Source organism: Micromonospora jinlongensis, assembly GCF_013410645.1.
GTDB lineage: Bacteria > Actinomycetota > Actinomycetes > Mycobacteriales > Micromonosporaceae > Micromonospora > Micromonospora zamorensis.
Genome location: NZ_JACCHK010000001.1, coordinates 6,059,853 through 6,075,083 on the forward strand (window position 1 = coordinate 6,059,853; position 15,231 = coordinate 6,075,083).

Consider the following 15,231-nt stretch of genomic DNA (forward strand, 5'->3'; position numbering starts at 1 on the left):
TTATCCATGGGAGCGCTCCCGCGCTTCCGGTTCCACCACCACAGCCGCCGGCAGCCCGCACCACCCGACACCGTCCCGCGTCCAGGTCGGTGCTGACCGGCGGCGCCACCGACAGGAGCCCGCCATGCACCGACCGCAGCGGTTCCGCCTCCGATCTCGGCGACCGGTCGTCGACCAGCCCTGGCCGCGGCGGTTGCTGGCCGCTGGCGTCGCCCTGCTCACGGGTCTCGCCCTCGCGGTCGCCGGGCCGACGTCGTCGCCCGCCTCCGCCGCCCCGGCGGCCTACAACTACGCCGAGGTGCTGCAGAAGTCGCTCCTCTTCTACGAGGCGCAGCAGTCCGGCCGGCTGCCCGACTGGAACCGGGTCTCCTGGCGCGGCGACAGCGCGCTCACCGACGGCGCCGACGCGGGGCTGGACCTCACCGGCGGCTGGTACGACGCGGGTGACCACGTGAAGTTCGGCTTCCCGATGGCGTTCAGCGCCACCATGCTCGCCTGGGGCGCGGTGGAGTACCGCAGCGGGTACACCGCCTCCGGCCAACTGCCGCACCTGCTCAACAACCTGCGCTTCGTCAACGACTACTTCATCAAGGCGCACCCGTCAGCCAACGTCCTCTATGGACAGGTCGGCAAGGGCGACGACGACCACAAGTGGTGGGGCCCGGCCGAGGTGATGGCGATGTCGCGGCCCGCGTACAAGATCGATGCGAGCTGTGGCGGCGCGGACCTGGCGGGGGAGACGGCGGCCGCGATGGCCGCGTCCTCGATGGTCTTCCGTCCCACTGACGCGGCCTACGCCGACAAGCTGCTCGGGCACGCCCGGCAGCTCTACACCTTCGCCGACACGGTGCGGAAGTCCTACCACGAGTGCATCACCGACGCGACCAGCTTCTACCGCTCGTGGAGCGGCTGGCAGGACGAGCTGGTCTGGGCGGCGATCTGGCTGCACCGGGCCACCGGCGAGGCCAGCTACCTGGCCAAGGCCGAGAGTGAGTACGACAAGCTCGGCACCGAGAACCAGTCCACCACCCGCTCCTACAAGTGGACGATCGCCTGGGACAACAAGCAGTTCGGGGCGTACGTGCTGCTGGCCAACCTGACCGGCAAGCAGAAGTACGTCGACGACGCCAACCGCTGGTTGGACTACTGGACCGTCGGGGTGGACGGGCAGCGGGTGCCGTATTCACCGGGTGGGATGGCGGTGCTCGACTCCTGGGGTGCGCTGCGCTACGCGGCCAACACCTCCTTCGCCGCGCTGGTCTACAGCGACAGGACCACCGACACCACCCGCAAGGCGCGCTACCACGACTTCGCCGTCCGGCAGATCAACTACGCGCTGGGCGACAACCCGCGCAACTCCAGCTACGTCATCGGGTTCGGCGCCAACTCGCCGCGCAACCCGCACCACCGCACCGCGCACGGATCCTGGTGGGACAGCCAGACCGTGCCCGTCGAGACCCGGCACACCCTCTACGGCGCGCTGGTCGGCGGCCCGTCCTCGGCCAACGACGCGTACAGCGACAGCCGGTCGGACTACGTGATGAACGAGGTGGCCACCGACTACAACGCCGGCTTCACCTCCGCGCTGGTCCGGCTGGTCTCCGAGTACGGCGGCACGCCGCTCGCCAACTTCCCGGTCGCCGAGACGCCGGACATCGACGAGCTGACCGTGGAGACCACTGTGACGCAGGCCGAACCGCGGGCGACCGGGCTCAAGGTGATGGTCTACAACAAGTCGGCGTTCCCGGCCCGGGCGTTGACCGACGGCCGGTTCCGGTACTACTTCCGGCCCGACGGCACCGGCGGAGTGCAGGTCACCGCCGGCTACACCCAGGGCTGTCCGTCCCCGACGACGGCCAAGCAGTTCAGCGGTGACATCTGGTACGTCGAGGTGGACTGCACCGGGTACACCATCGCCCCGGCCGGGCAGTCGCAGCACCGGATGGAGGTCCAGTTCAAGATCGGCGTGCCGGAGGGTGGCACCTGGGACCCGACCAACGACCCGTCGTACCAGGCCACCGCCGGGCCCAACCGGAAGGTGCCGCTCTACTCCGGCACCCGCGTCTGGGGCGAGGAGCCGGGCCCGGTCGTGCCGGACACCACCAAGCCGACCGTCCCGGGCACCCCGGTGGCGTCCAACCTCGGCCCCCGCACGGTCACCCTGACCTGGGCGCCGTCCACGGACAGCGGCGGCAGCGGGCTGGCCGGCTACGACGTCCGCGAGTTCATGGTCGGCAACGACGTGGTGGCGACGCGGCGGGTCACCGAGAACTCGATCACCATCACCACGTTGCTGCCGGAGCGGACGTTCGAGTACACCATCGTGGCCCGCGACGGAGCCGGCAACGAGTCGGCCGCCTCGCCGAAGCTCAGTGTGACCACGCCGCCGGCCGGCACCGCCGACACCACAGTGCCGAGCACGCCCGGCACGCCCGTCGCCTCGGCGGTCACCAACACCGGGCTCACCCTGGCCTGGACCCCGTCGACCGACAACGTCGGCGTCACCGGTTACCGGGTCTACCGCGAGGCCGGCGCCACCGACGCGTTGGTCGGCTCGCCGACCGGCACCACTGTGGCGCTGTCCGGGCTGACCGCCTCGACGGCCTACCAGTTCTACGTGGTGGCAGTGGACGCGGCCGGCAACAACTCCGCGGCGTCCGCGCCGGTCGCGGTGACCACCGCGCCCCCGCCGGTCGGCGGCGCCTGCAAGGTGGGGTACGCCACCACCGACTGGAGCACCGGCTTCACCGCCACCGTGACGATCACCAACACCGGCACCACGGCGATCAACGGCTGGACCTTGCGGTTCAGCTTCCCGGGTGGGCAGACCGTCAGTCAGGGCTGGTCGGCGACGGTCAGCCAGACCGGCGCGGCGGTCACCGCCACGAACCTGTCCTACAACGGCGCCCTCGCGCCGGGCGCGTCGGTGAGCTTCGGCTTCAACGGCGCCCACACCGGCACCAACCCGAAGCCGACCGCCTTCACCGTCAACAACGCCACCTGCGCCGTCGCCTGAGTCGGTCGCTTTGGGATCTTGGGCAGTTTCCGTTAGCCGGGCGGTAACTTTCCAAGATCCGTGACGGCCGTACGCAGCCTGTCGTACTCGGAATGACGTTGCAGGCGACCCACCACGCCGCGCTGGGCCAAAACATTTCCGGAACTTCTCCGAAACATCATTGCCTGGACCGACGCATGTGGAAGCATCGACTGAGTTAAATATTTCAACCGAGACGTCCGGTCGTCCCCGCCTCGGCGGCCCGGGTGTTGGCCAGTAAGGAGGCCGAGATGGCAATGAACCCATTCGATCATCGCGGCGGTACTCGGCGACGGCGATCGCCCGCCGTCCGAGCACTGCTCGCCGGCGCGTTCAGCGTCGTGACTGTGGCCGCCGTCGCGGTGATGATGCCCTCGGCGAACGCCGCCGCGACCACGCTCGGCGCGGCCGCCGCGCAGTCGGGCCGGTACTTCGGCACCGCCATCGCGGCGGGTCGGCTCGGCGACTCGACGTACAGCACGATCGCCGCGCGCGAGTTCAACATGATCACGGCTGAGAACGAGATGAAGCCGGACGCGACGCAGCCCCAGCGGGGCCAGTTCAACTTCAACTCCGGTGACCAGATCTACAACTGGGCGACCCAGCGCGGCCTGAAGGTCCGCGGGCACACCCTGGCCTGGCACGCGCAACAGCCGGGGTGGATGCAGAGCCTGAGCGGCAGCAACCTGCGTCAGGCGATGATCGACCACATCAACGGCGTGATGGGCCACTACCGGGGCAAGCTCGCCGCCTGGGACGTGGTCAACGAGGCGTTCAACGAGGACGGCAGCCGCCGCACGTCCAACCTCCAGGGCACCGGCAACGACTGGATCGAGGTGGCGTTCCGCACCGCGCGGGCGGCCGACCCGTCGGTCAAGCTCTGCTACAACGACTACAACATCGAGAACTGGTCGTACGGCAAGACGCAGGGCGTCTACCGCATGATCCAGGACTTCAAGTCCCGGGGCGTGCCGATCGACTGCGTCGGGTTGCAGACCCACTTCACCGGCGGCAGCTCGCTGCCGAGCAACTTCCAGACCACGCTGTCCAGCTTCGCCGCGCTCGGCGTGGACGTGGCGCTGACCGAGGTCGACGTCACCAACTCCTCCACCACTCAGTACGCCGGGCTGACCCAGGCGTGCCTGAACGTGCCGCGCTGCATCGGCATCACGGTCTGGGGCGTACGCGACAGCGACTCCTGGCGCTCGAACGAGAGCCCGCTGCTCTTCGACGGCGGCGGCAACAAGAAGGCCGCCTACAACTCCGTCCTCAACGCCCTCAACGCGGCCCCCCCGACCACGACCCCGACCGCGACGCCAACCGCGACCCCGACCACGACCCCGCCGCCGAGTGGTGGCGCCGGCCGGATCGTCGGGGTGCAGTCGGGCCGGTGCGTCGACGTGCCCAACGCCACGCAGACCAACGGCACCCGCGTCCAGCTCTACGACTGCAACGGTCAGTCGAACCAGCAGTGGACGTACACGGCCGACAAGCAGTTGAGGGTCTACGGCAGCAAGTGCCTCGACGCGAACGGCGCGGCCACCGCCAACGGCACCGGAATCATCATCTGGGACTGCAACAGCGGGGCCAACCAGCAGTGGAACATCAACTCCAACGGCACCATCACCGGCGTGCAGTCCGGCCGGTGCCTGGACGTCTGGGGCACCGGCAACGGCCAGCAGATCCAGCTGTACGACTGCCACGGGCAGACCAACCAGCAGTGGCGGACCGACTTCGGTGGCACCACACCGACCACGCCTCCGCCGACCACGACGCCTCCACCGACCACCACACCGCCGCCGACCGGCGGCTGCGCGCTCCCGTCGACCTACCGGTGGTCGTCGACCGGCGCGCTGGCGAACCCGCAGAACGGCTGGGTCTCGCTCAAGGACTTCACCAACGTGGTCTACAACGGCAAGCACCTGGTCTACGCGTCGAACGTCAACAGCAGCGGCCAGTACGGCTCGATGAACTTCAGCACGTTCACCAACTGGTCCGACATGGCCTCGGCCAGCCAGACCGGAATGAGCCAGGGCACCGTGGCACCCACGCTGCTGTACTTCGCCCCGAAGAACATCTGGGTGCTGGCGTACCAGTGGGGACCGACCTCGTTCAGCTACAAGACGTCGAGCGACCCGACCAACGCCAACGGCTGGTCCTCGGCACAGACGCTCTCCACCGCCACCCTCCCCGACGCCCCGTACGGGGTGATCGACCAGACCCTCATCGGCGACGACCAGAACATGTACCTGTTCTTCGCCGGGGACAACGGCAAGATCTACCGGTCGAGCATGCCGCTCGGGAACTTCCCGGGCAGCTTCGGCTCGAGCTACACGACGATCATGACCGACTCGACCAACAACCTGTTCGAGGGCGTCGAGGTCTACAAGGTGCAGGGGCAGAACCAGTACCTCATGATCGTCGAGGCGATCGGGAGCCAGGGACGCTACTTCCGGTCGTTCACGTCCACCAGCCTGAACGGCTCGTGGACCCCGCAGGCCGCCAGCGAGAGCAACCCCTTCGCCGGCAAGGCCAACAGCGGCGCGACGTGGACCAACGACATCAGCCACGGTGACCTGGTCCGCAACAACCCCGACCAGACCAAGACCATCGACGCCTGCAACCTGCAGTTCCTGTACCAGGGCAAGAACCCGAGTGCGGGGGGCGACTACAACCTGCTGCCGTGGCGGCCGGGTGTGCTGACCCTCCAGCGTTAGGCGTCACTCCGTTCGCAGAGAACCGTGGCGTGCCCGGCACCGGCGGTGCCGGGCACGCCCGTCCGAGGTCTGCGTCCGGGTACCCATACCGCCGAACCCGGGATGATCATCCTGCTGGTCTGCGCCCTCTTCGGCCCTGACCCCCCGGCACGCCATTGGGTGGCATCACTCGCCTGTACCCAAGATCTCGCGCCGGACCGGGATAACCGCGAGGGATTCCGGGCAAGTCAGCCGTGTGGGGGAGTTGCTGACCGTAGGGCACGGCACCGCCGACCGGGTGCGGCTGGGAGAGTTGCTGACCGAGGCCGGGGTGGCGCTGCTGGTGGACGTGCGACGGTACCCGGCCAGCCGCACCAACCCCGACGTGCACCGCGAGGAGCTTGAGCGGTGGCTACCCGAGTACGGCATCGACTACCGCTGGGAGCCGCACCTGGGCGGGCGCCGGCACGTCCCGGCCGGTGAGCCCGAGCCGGACACCTGGTGGAAGGTCGACGCGTTCCGGGCGTACGCCGCCTACACCCGCACGCAGGACTTCGACACGGCGCTGACCGGGGTGCTGGCCGACGCGGCCGAACGCACCACCGCGGTCATGTGCAGCGAGAGCCTCTGGTGGCGCTGCCACCGCCGGCTGATCGCCGACGTCGCGGCGCTCGGTCGCGGGACACCGGTGGCCCACCTCATGCCGGAGGGGCGGCTCAGCCCGCACCAGCCCGCCGAGGGCGCCCGCCGACTCCCCAACGGGCACCTCTGCTGGGACGGTTGAGTGCCCGCTCACTCCACCAGGTCGTCGGCGAGCAGGTCCATCAACAGGCCGTCGTGCCAGCGCCCGTCCTCGCCACGCTCGTAACGGCGCAGCACCCCCACCGGGCGGAAACCCACCTTCGCGTACGCCCGGATCGCGGCGCTGTTCGCCGCCGCCGGGTCGATCGTGAAGCGGTGGTGGCCGTACTCGTCGATGAGGTGCCGGGCCAGGGTGCGGATCGCGTCCCCGCCCAGGCCGGCACCGCGGGCCGCCGGTTCGAGGAAGACGTCCAGGCTGGCGTGGCGGTAATCCGGGTCCGCCTCGGCGTACCACTGGATGGCGCCGACCACCCGGCCGTCGTGCTCGATCGCGTACACGTGCAAGTCGTCGTCGCCGAGGTCGGCGCGGACGGAACCGGTCAGGTCGTCGCCGCCGCGCCACCACCGGCGCACCTCCGGGTCGGCCCGGATCGCGACGAGGGCCTCCACGTCCGCGGCCGTCGCCGGTCGCAGGACCACCGCCCGCCCGCGCAGCACCGGCTCAGCCCCGAACTTCGCCGTGCTCGACGCAGACCGCCGACCAACCCACCGGCAGCACCTGCACCTTCATCCGGCGCCGGCACCGGGGACAGAACCGGGGCGGCTCCAACTCGCGAGCCGACGCGCAGGCCGGGTGTGCGGTGGCCGTCGCCGACTCACCGCACCGGTCGCACCACAGCTCCGTCGTCGTCACGGTCGTCACAGCGTGTCGGAGAGCGCCTTGACCGGCATCTTCAGCTCGGCCAGCAGATCCAGGTCGGCGGTCGCCGGTCGACCCAGCGTGGTCAGGTAGTTGCCCACGATCACCGCGTTGATGCCGCCGAGCAGGCCGTCGCGGGTGCCCAGGTCACCGAGGGTGATCTCCCGGCCGCCCGCGTACCGCAGGATGGTGCGCGGCATGGCCAGCCGGAACGCGGCGATGGCCCGCAGCGCGTCCTTGCCCTCGACCACCGGGCGGTCGCCGAGCGGGGTGCCGGGGCGCGGGTTGAGGAAGTTGAGCGGCACCTCGTGCGGGGCGAGCTCGGCGAGCTGCGCGGCGAACTCGGCCCGCTGCTCGACGGTCTCGCCGAGGCCGAGGATGCCGCCGCAGCACACCTCCATGCCGGAGTCGCGGACCATCCGCAGCGTCTCCCAGCGCTCCTCCCAGGAGTGCGTGGTGACCACGTTGGGGAAGTACGACTTGCAGGTTTCCAGGTTGTGGTTGTAGCGGTGCACGCCCATGTCGACCAGGTCGTCGACCTGCTCCTGGGTGAGCATGCCCAGCGACGCGGCGACCTGGATGTCGACCTCCGCCCTGATGGCGGCGACGCCCTCGCGCATCTGCTTCATGAGCCGGGCGTCCGGGCCGCGCACCGCCGCGACGATGCAGAACTCGGTCGCCCCGGTCTTGGCGGTCTGCTTCGCCGCCTCGACCAGCGACGGGATGTCCAGGTAGACCGAGCGCACCGGCGAGGTGAACAGGCCGGACTGGGAGCAGAAGTGGCAGTCCTCCGGGCAGCCGCCGGTCTTCAGCGAGACGATCCCCTCGACCTCGACCTCCGGGCCGCACCAGCGCATCCGCACGTCGTGGGCGAGCTGCAGAGCGGCGGGCAGGTGCTCGTCGGGCAGGTTCAGCACGGCGAGGATGCCGGCCTGGTCGAGGCCGACACCGTCACCGAGGACCTGGGTCCGGGCCTGGTCGAGGATCGCTGGCATGGCTCGTACCTTACAAGGCGCCCCGATCAGCCGGAATGACCTGGCAGCCGTCGATCCCTCGCAGCGAGTGGATCCGCCGGGCGTCGGCGGCGGGTGGTAATTTCGCCCGGCGGGTGTCGGGCTGACCGGCGCGGACGGCGGTGAAGGGGTGACGTGGCGGACTGGCTGGCGGCGCTCGACCGCCGCGCGGAGTTGCGGGCGAAGGCCGGGTTGACCCGGCGACTGAACCCGCGTCCCGCCGACGATCAGATGACCGATCTGGCCGGCAACGACTACCTCGGTCTGGCCACCCACCCGCAGGTCACCGCCGCGGCCACGGCTGCGCTGTCGGCGTACGGGCTGGGGGCGACCGGGTCGCGCCTGGTGCGTGGCTCCACCGACGCACACCAGGCGTTGGAGGACGAGCTGGCGCAGTGGCTGGGCACCGACCGGGCTCTCGTCTTCTCCTCGGGCTACCTGGCCAACCTCGGCGCGCTGCGGGCACTCGTCCAACCGCGGACGCTGCTCGTCTCCGACGCGCACAACCACGCGTCCCTGATCGACGGCTGCCGGATCTCCGGTGCGGAGACGGTGGTCACCCCGCACGCCGACGTGAACGCGGTGGCTGCCGCACTCGCGGCCGCTCCGGGTCGCCCGGCGGTGGTGGTGACCGAGTCGGTCTTCTCGGTCGACGGTGACCTCGCCCCGCTGGCCCGGTTGCACGCGGTGGCCCGCCGGCACGGTGCGCTGCTGCTGGTCGACGACGCGCACGCGCTGGGCGTGACCGGCCCGGCCGGCGCGGGCGGGGTGGCCGCCGCGAAGCTGTCCGGTGAGCCGGACGTGGTGGTCACCGCCACCCTGTCCAAGGCGCTCGGCGGCGCGGGTGGGCTGGTGGCCGGCCCGGCCGAGTTCGTCAGACACCTGGTCGAGACCGGGCGTACGTTCATCTTCGACACGGCCCTGCCGCCGGCGGTCGCCGCCGGTGTGCACGCCGCGCTGCGGCTGGCCCGGGTCGGCGACGACCTGCGCGCGGAGCTGTCCGACCGGGTGGGTTTGGCGGTCGACCGGCTGCGTGCGGCCGGGCTGACCGTCTCCGCGCCGGACGCGGCGGTGATCTCGGTGACGGCCCCCGGGCCGGAGGCGGCGACCGCGTGGGCCGCCGACTGCCGGGACCGGGGCGTCGCGGTGGGCTGCTTCCGACCGCCGTCCACCCCGGACAGCCGCTCCCGCCTACGGCTCACGATCAGCGCGGGGGTGCCCCGGGCGGCGTTCGAGCGGGCCCTGGACGTCATCGTGGACTCTGCCCCATGACCGCGTGGGAGGGGCCGGTTCTGGTCACCGGGACTGACACCGAGGTCGGCAAGACGGTGGTGACCGCGGCGATCGCGGCCGCCGCGCAGGCCGCCGGGTTGCGGGTGGCGGTGATCAAGCCGGGCCAGACCGGTACGGCCAGCGGTGAGCCCGGCGACGTGGATGCGGTCAACCGGCTGGCTGCCCCGCTGACCGGCCGGACCTTGGCCAGTTATCCCGATCCGCTCGCTCCGCTGGCCGCCGCTCGGGTGGCGGATCTGCCGCCGCTGGAGTTGTACGCGGCGGTGGACGCCGTCCGCGCGGAGGCGGACAAGCACGACCTGGTGTTGATCGAGGGCGCGGGTGGGCTGCTGGTGCCGATGGGGCTGCGCCCGTCGGGCGAGCCGTGGACGATGGCCGATCTGGCGGTGTCGCTCGGCGTACCCGCGGTGGTGGTCGCCCGGGCCGGGTTGGGCACGCTCAACCACACCGCGCTGACCCTGGAGGCACTCGACCGGCGTGCCGTGCCGGCCGGCGTGGTGATCGGCGCCTGGCCGACCAGACCGGAGCTGGTGCACTGGACGAACCTCACCGACCTGGTGCCGAACCTGCTCGGCGCGTTGCCCGACGGCGCCGGTGCGATGGACCCGGGGGTGTTCCGGCGGTCCGCGCCGGGTTGGCTCACCCCGGCCCTGCACGGCGTGCTCGACGACTGGCGGGTCTGGGCCGAGGAGAGCGGCTGAACACCTGACTTTCGTCGGTGTCCGCCCAGGTCGGGCGTGGGTAGCCTGACCGCCGTGCGGATCCTCGACTCCGCGTCGCCGGGTTGGCTGTACCGGCGGCGTCGCCTGCTGCTGGACGTGCTGCTCTGGGCGGTGGTGGCCGCCCCGGTGGGCTACGCCGAGGCCAGCCCGCCCTATTCGCGGTACACGTTGCCGCTGCTGGTCGGCAAGCTGCTGGTGCTGAGTGCGGCGGTGGTGGCGAGTCGACGCCAGCCGTTGGTCGCCCTGGTGCTGGCGGTGCTCGGGTCGTTGGTCGACGGCAACTTCGTGTTCGCCATTCCGGTATTCAGCTATCTCGCCGGGCGGCGTAGCGCCAGCGTGGGTCCGGCGATCATGGTCTTCGTGCTGATCACAGCCGGTGGCTCGGCGCTCAACCTGGGGCTGCTCGGCGCCGGCGCGGCCACCTGGTTCCTGCTCGCCTCGGTGCTGCTCTTCGCCGCCGTGTTCCCCTGGTTGGTCGGCCGGTACCGCCGCCAGCAGCAGGAGTTGGCCGACGCCGGCCGCCGGCACGTCGACGCGCTGACCCGCGAACAGCGGGGTGCGGCCGAGCGGATCCGGCTGCGTGAGCGGGCCCGGATCGCCGGGGAGATGCACGACTCGCTCGGCCACGACCTCAGCCTGATCGCGTTGCGCGCCGCCGCCCTGGAGGTGGCCGCCGACCTGGACGACCGGCACCGGGCCGCGGCGGGGGAACTGCGGGCCAGCGTCTCCGCCGCCACCGAGCGACTGCACGAGATCATCGGGGTGCTCCGGGACGAGGGCGGCGCGTCGGTGCGTCCGAGCGGGGAGACCGTCGCCGATCTGGTCGAGGGTGCCCGGGAGGCCGGCATGGCGGTACGGATGGAGGCCGCCCCGGCGGTCGCGGAGCTGCCGGCGATGACCGGCCACGCGGCCCACCGGATCGTCCGGGAGGCGCTGACCAACGCCGCCCGCTACGCACCGGGCGCCCCGGTCGAGGTGCGCCTGACCCGGGACGGTGATCGGGTCGAGGTGACAGTCGTCAACGACGCTCCGCCGGCCGGGCCGCTGCCCGCCCCGCCTTCGCAGGGCAGTGGGCTGCTCGCCCTCGCCGAGCGGGTCCGCCTCGCCGGTGGGACGCTCGACGCCGGCCACCGGGCCGAGGGCGGGTTCGCGGTACGGGCGGTGTTGCCGGCCACCGCGGCGCCGCCGGAGGTGGTCGGGTCGGCGGCCGAGGGCGGGCTGACGTCCTGGTCCGATGGGCGACCCGGTCCGGTGGAGCGGCCGGTGGACGCCGAGCGGCGGCTGCACGACGCCCGCCGGCGGGTTCGGCGCAGCCTGCTGGTGGCGCTCGTCGCACCGGTCGGTTTCGCCCTGGTGCTCTCGTTCGTCTACTACCCGGTGGCGACCGCCGGGACGGTGCTGGATCGGGCCACCTTCGACCAGATGCGTGTCGGCGCGGCCCGGTCGGAGCTGGTCGGGCTGCCCCGGCGGCAGTTGGAGCGCCCAACACCGGTCGACCGGGCCGGCTGCGAGTACTACACCGACGGCAACTTCCCGCTCGCGGAGCCGACCTGGCGGCTCTGTTTCACCGATGGCCGACTGATCAGCAAGGAGTGGATCGCCTAGTGGACACCGACTTGGCGGGGGCGCCACCGATCCGGGTGGTGCTGGCCGACGACGAGGCGATGATCCGGGCGGGTGTCCGGGCCATCCTCGCCAGTGACCCCGGTATCGAGGTGGTCGCCGAGGCCGGCGACGGGCACGCGGCGGTGGAGCTGGTCCGCGCCCACCGACCCCGGGTCGCGTTGCTGGACATACGGATGCCGCGGCTGGACGGGCTGGCCGCCGCCGCCGAGATCCACCGGCTGGTGCCGGAGACCGCGACGATCATGCTGACCACGTTCGGCGAGGACGACCACGTGGCCCGGGCGCTCGGACACGGCGCCAACGGGTTCCTGCTCAAGGCCGGCGACCCGCGTGAGCTGATCGCGGGCGTGCACGCCGTCGCCGACGGTGGTGCGTACCTGTCGCCGCAGGTGGCCCGCCGGGTGATCGAGCTGGGCGCCGGTCGGTTGGCCCGCCGGCCCGCCGCACGGGACCGTACGGCCGGGCTGACCGAGCGGGAACGGGAAGTGCTGGCCCTCGTCGGGGCGGGATTGTCCAACGCCGAGATCGCCCGCCGGCTGCACCTGGTGGAGGGCACCGTGAAGAGCTACCTGACCAGCATCTTCACCCGGCTCGACGTGCGCAACCGGGTGCAGGCGGCGATCCTCGCGTACGAGGCGGGGCTGGTCGACGGCTGAGCGGGGGCGGCGCGGCCCCCGCTCAGCCGCCGACGTCACGCGTCGCGGCGGCGCAGCGCGGCCCGGCCCAGCAGGAGCGCGGCCCCGGCCCAGCCGGCGAGCAGCAGCAGCCCGACGAGGCTGGGGTACGGCTCGGTGTCGCCGGCCAGGAAGTGCGCTCCGGCCACGCCGGGGAACACGTCGGCGATCCGGTTCAGCACGTCGATGTCCGGCTCCTGAAGCGACAGCGGCACGATCATCAGGGTGGCGAGGAGCACGGTGATCGTGAGTACCGCGTTGCGCAGCGCGGCGCCGAGGCCCAGGGCGAGCACACCGATGAGCGCCAGGTAGGCGGCCACCGCCACGATGTCGCCGATCGTGCCGGCCAGCGGGGCGCTGCCCCACTCGCCGAGCACCGGCCGGGCCACCAGGGCGCCGACGCCGCCGAGCAGCAGACCGAGGGCGAAGGTGACGGCGCCGGCGACGGCGGCCTTGGCCAGCAGTACGCGGCCACGCGACGGGGTGCACTGGAGCGTGGTCCGGATGGTGCCACTGGTGAACTCGGCGGTGATGGCCAGCAGGCCGAGTGCCAGCACCACGTACTGGGTCAACTCGACCGAGTCGATCAGCACACTGCCGACGGTGACGATTCCCCGGTCGTCGGCCGGGTCGTCGTTGGTGTTGTCGTTGGCGGCGTAGATGGCCAGCTGGCCGGCGCTCGCGGCCATCAGAAGCAGCCCGGCCAGCGCTGTCCACCAGGTGCTCGGCACCGAGGAGAGCTTGGTCCACTCGGCGGCCACCGCGCCACCACGGGTACTGGTGCTCATCACGCCCCACCTCCGGTCGTTCCGCCCGCGTACTCGACGCTGTCGGCGGTCAGTTCCATGAACGCCTGCTCCAGCGACGCGCCGTGCGGGCTCAGCTCGTGCAGTCGTACGCCCAGCTCGTGTGCCAGGTCCCCGACGCGGTCGGCGGTGGTGCCGGTGACGGTCAGCTCGTTGCGGTCGGCCGCCTGCACTGTCGCGCCGGCGGCGGTGAGGCGCGCGGCCAGGGCGGCGAGGCCGTCCGGGTGCGGGCTGCGGACCCGGACCGCGACAGCGCTGCCGGCGATCACCTCGTCGGTCGGGGCGTCGGCGAGCAGTCGTCCCCGGCCGATCACCACGAGCTGGTCGGCGGTGAGCTGCATCTCGCTCATCAGGTGGCTGGAGACGAAGACCGTCCGTCCCTGGTCGGCCAGCGAGCGCATGAGCTGCCGCACCCAGCGCACCCCGTCCGGGTCGAGGCCGTTCACCGGCTCGTCGAACATCAGCACCGGCGGGTCGCCGAGCAGCGCGCCGGCGATGCCGAGCCGCTGGCCCATGCCGAGGGAGAGGGTCCGTCCCGGTTTCCTGGCGGCCGGCGCGTCCAGCCCGACGGTGTCCAGCACCTCGTCCACCCGACGGGTGGGGATGCCGTTGCTGCGGGCGATGGCCAGCAGGTGCGCCCGGCCGGAGCGGGCCGGGTGGATGGCGCGGGCGTCGAGCAGCGCCCCGACCTCGTGCAGCGGCCGGCGTAACTCCCGGTACGCGCGCCCGCCGATGAGGGCCTGCCCGGCGCTGGGACGGTCCAGCCCGAGGATCATCCGCATGGTGGTGGACTTGCCGGCGCCGTTGGGGCCGAGGAACCCGGTGACCCGGCCGGGCGCGATGTCGACGGTCAAGGCGTCGACCGCGACGGTCGCCCCGAACCGTTTCGTCAACCCACGTAATGTGATCATGCGCTGACGCTAGGCGGGCAGCCCCCTGCTGCGCCGCGCCCGAACGGCAGCACCCGACCCTGACTTTCGTCAGGGCGCGGGCGGGTCGGTCAGCGGACGTAGTCCTCCAACAGAGCCGGTGTGAGCCCGGCCCGGTGGATCGCCTTCAGCGCCGCGAGCAGGTCGTCCATCAGCGCCGGCCGGAAGTGCATGAGCAGCACGTCGCCGGGCTGGACGACCTTCTCCGGGGTCTGGTAGCGCACCTTGCCCTCGTGCACGGTCTCGGTCCAGTGGAAGACGGCCTTCGCGCCGCAGTCGTGCGCAGCCCTCAACGTGGTGGCGTCGTGCTCGCCGAACGGCGGCCGGAACAGGGTGGGTCGCTTGCCGAACAGCGCCTCCAGCTTGTCCGCCGCGCCGCAGATCTCGTGCCTCTGCCGGTCGTACGACCGGCCGGCCAGCGAGGTGTGCGTGATGGTGTGGTTCTCGACGACCCCGCCCGCCACCACGATCTGTCGGAAGTAGACGTCGTGTTCCTCGGCGGCCGGTGAGTTCAGGAACATCGTGACCGGGATGTGCGCCCGCCAGATGAAGTCGGCCACCTCGGGCGGACGGGCCAGCCCACCGTCGTCGATGGTGATGAAGGCGACCTTCTGGTCGGTGGGCAGGCGGTGCCAGAACTGGGCCACGCCGGTCGCGGGCAGCGGCACCGGTTGCGGCGGTGGCGCCTCGGGGAAGGTCGGCACTTGGGACACGTACCAGTCCAGGCTCCCGGGTGCGGGCTTCGTCGTCGGGGACGGCGGAGTCGACGGCGCGGTAGGCGAGGCGGACAGGGCCGGCTGGTCCGTGGCGATCCGCCGGACGTGCAACGCCGGTCCGGCTGTGCAGGCGCTCAGCACCAGCAGGGCCAGAAGTGTTACGACGGCGAGGATCCGACGCGCAGAGGTCGCTGACACGCCCGGAAACCTACCGAACAGAG

General features: G+C 71.7%; 13 protein-coding genes. 7 read left to right on the top strand and 6 right to left on the bottom strand.

The genetic code is table 11. The features are described 5' to 3' along the window. Nucleotides 1-124 precede the first annotated feature (124 nt). The 3 genes from HNR22_RS27345 to HNR22_RS27355 all read left to right on the top strand — a co-directional run bounded on the left by HNR22_RS27345 (nucleotide 125) and on the right by HNR22_RS27355 (nucleotide 6,514). On the top strand, nucleotides 125-3,016 hold the full coding sequence (locus HNR22_RS27345) for a glycoside hydrolase family 9 protein (RefSeq protein WP_179782769.1): 2,892 nt from the start codon (nucleotides 125-127) through the stop codon (nucleotides 3,014-3,016). Between the two features lie 269 nt (nucleotides 3,017-3,285). Further along, a complete protein-coding gene (locus HNR22_RS27350) occupies nucleotides 3,286-5,751 on the top strand; it encodes a non-reducing end alpha-L-arabinofuranosidase family hydrolase (protein ID WP_179782770.1) in 2,466 nt (821 codons plus the stop codon). 235 nt (nucleotides 5,752-5,986) lie between these two features. Continuing rightward, on the top strand, nucleotides 5,987-6,514 hold the full coding sequence (locus HNR22_RS27355; protein ID WP_179782771.1) for a DUF488 family protein: 528 nt from the start codon (nucleotides 5,987-5,989) through the stop codon (nucleotides 6,512-6,514). An 8-nt stretch (nucleotides 6,515-6,522) separates the two neighbouring features. On the opposite strand, the gene HNR22_RS27360 is transcribed toward HNR22_RS27355, so the two are convergent. Genes HNR22_RS27360 through bioB form a run of 3 tightly spaced genes read right to left on the bottom strand, consistent with a single transcriptional unit; the run spans nucleotide 6,523 to nucleotide 8,226 of the window. Beyond that, nucleotides 6,523-7,029, bottom strand: coding sequence for a GNAT family N-acetyltransferase (locus HNR22_RS27360; protein WP_179782772.1), 507 nt, complete (start codon nucleotides 7,027-7,029; stop codon nucleotides 6,523-6,525). 4 nt (nucleotides 7,030-7,033) lie between these two features. Beyond that, nucleotides 7,034-7,234, bottom strand: a complete 201-nt coding sequence (bsaP, locus tag HNR22_RS27365) for a biotin synthase auxiliary protein BsaP (protein WP_393390439.1) — start codon at nucleotides 7,232-7,234, stop codon at nucleotides 7,034-7,036. Next, a complete protein-coding gene (gene bioB, locus HNR22_RS27370; protein ID WP_088946888.1) occupies nucleotides 7,231-8,226 on the bottom strand; it encodes a biotin synthase BioB in 996 nt (331 codons plus the stop codon). Before bioB ends, bsaP begins: the two co-directional genes overlap by 4 nt. A 153-nt stretch (nucleotides 8,227-8,379) precedes the next feature. Between bioB and HNR22_RS27375 the strand changes: the two genes are divergently transcribed. The 4 genes from HNR22_RS27375 to HNR22_RS27390 are packed head-to-tail and all read left to right on the top strand — an operon-like array spanning nucleotide 8,380 to nucleotide 12,541. Next, on the top strand, nucleotides 8,380-9,516 hold the full coding sequence (locus tag HNR22_RS27375) for an aminotransferase class I/II-fold pyridoxal phosphate-dependent enzyme (RefSeq protein WP_179782773.1): 1,137 nt from the start codon (nucleotides 8,380-8,382) through the stop codon (nucleotides 9,514-9,516). Beyond that, a complete protein-coding gene (bioD, locus tag HNR22_RS27380; RefSeq protein WP_179782774.1) occupies nucleotides 9,513-10,238 on the top strand; it encodes a dethiobiotin synthase in 726 nt (241 codons plus the stop codon). The genes HNR22_RS27375 and bioD overlap by 4 nt, the downstream gene beginning before the upstream one ends. Nucleotides 10,239-10,292: 54 nt before the next feature. Further along, nucleotides 10,293-11,864: a sensor histidine kinase gene (locus HNR22_RS27385; RefSeq protein ID WP_343059985.1), complete on the top strand. Its 1,572-nt coding sequence runs from the start codon at nucleotides 10,293-10,295 to the stop codon at nucleotides 11,862-11,864. Further along, nucleotides 11,864-12,541: a response regulator gene (locus HNR22_RS27390; protein WP_179782776.1), complete on the top strand. Its 678-nt coding sequence runs from the start codon at nucleotides 11,864-11,866 to the stop codon at nucleotides 12,539-12,541. The genes HNR22_RS27385 and HNR22_RS27390 overlap by 1 nt, the downstream gene beginning before the upstream one ends. Before the next feature lie 35 nt (nucleotides 12,542-12,576). On the opposite strand, the gene HNR22_RS27395 is transcribed toward HNR22_RS27390, so the two are convergent. The 3 genes from HNR22_RS27395 to HNR22_RS27405 form a co-directional block, all read right to left on the bottom strand. Further along, the gene (locus HNR22_RS27395) at nucleotides 12,577-13,347 is read right to left on the bottom strand and encodes an ABC transporter permease (protein WP_179782777.1); all 771 of its coding nucleotides are present in this window, start codon (nucleotides 13,345-13,347) and stop codon (nucleotides 12,577-12,579) included. Continuing rightward, complete coding sequence (locus HNR22_RS27400; protein ID WP_179782778.1) at nucleotides 13,347-14,276, bottom strand: ATP-binding cassette domain-containing protein; 930 nt, start codon at nucleotides 14,274-14,276, stop codon at nucleotides 13,347-13,349. The genes HNR22_RS27395 and HNR22_RS27400 overlap by 1 nt, the downstream gene beginning before the upstream one ends. An 89-nt stretch (nucleotides 14,277-14,365) precedes the next feature. Continuing rightward, entirely contained in the window at nucleotides 14,366-15,208 is an 843-nt protein-coding gene (locus HNR22_RS27405; protein ID WP_343059986.1) for a polysaccharide deacetylase family protein, read from the bottom strand. Between the last annotated feature and the right edge of the window lie 23 nt (nucleotides 15,209-15,231).

What these genes read in the sequence shown, in the direction of transcription:
- HNR22_RS27395 (WP_179782777.1), bottom strand. Translation starts at nt 13,347, where the DNA reads ATGAGCACCAGTACCCGTGGTGGCGCGGTGGCCGCCGAGTGGACCAAG.
- bioD (WP_179782774.1), top strand. Translation starts at nt 9,513, where the DNA reads ATGACCGCGTGGGAGGGGCCGGTTCTGGTCACCGGGACTGACACCGAG.
- HNR22_RS27350 (WP_179782770.1), top strand. Translation starts at nt 3,286, where the DNA reads ATGGCAATGAACCCATTCGATCATCGCGGCGGTACTCGGCGACGGCGA.
- HNR22_RS27345 (WP_179782769.1), top strand. Translation starts at nt 125, where the DNA reads ATGCACCGACCGCAGCGGTTCCGCCTCCGATCTCGGCGACCGGTCGTC.
- HNR22_RS27400 (WP_179782778.1), bottom strand. Translation starts at nt 14,276, where the DNA reads ATGATCACATTACGTGGGTTGACGAAACGGTTCGGGGCGACCGTCGCG.
- bioB (WP_088946888.1), bottom strand. Translation starts at nt 8,226, where the DNA reads ATGCCAGCGATCCTCGACCAGGCCCGGACCCAGGTCCTCGGTGACGGT.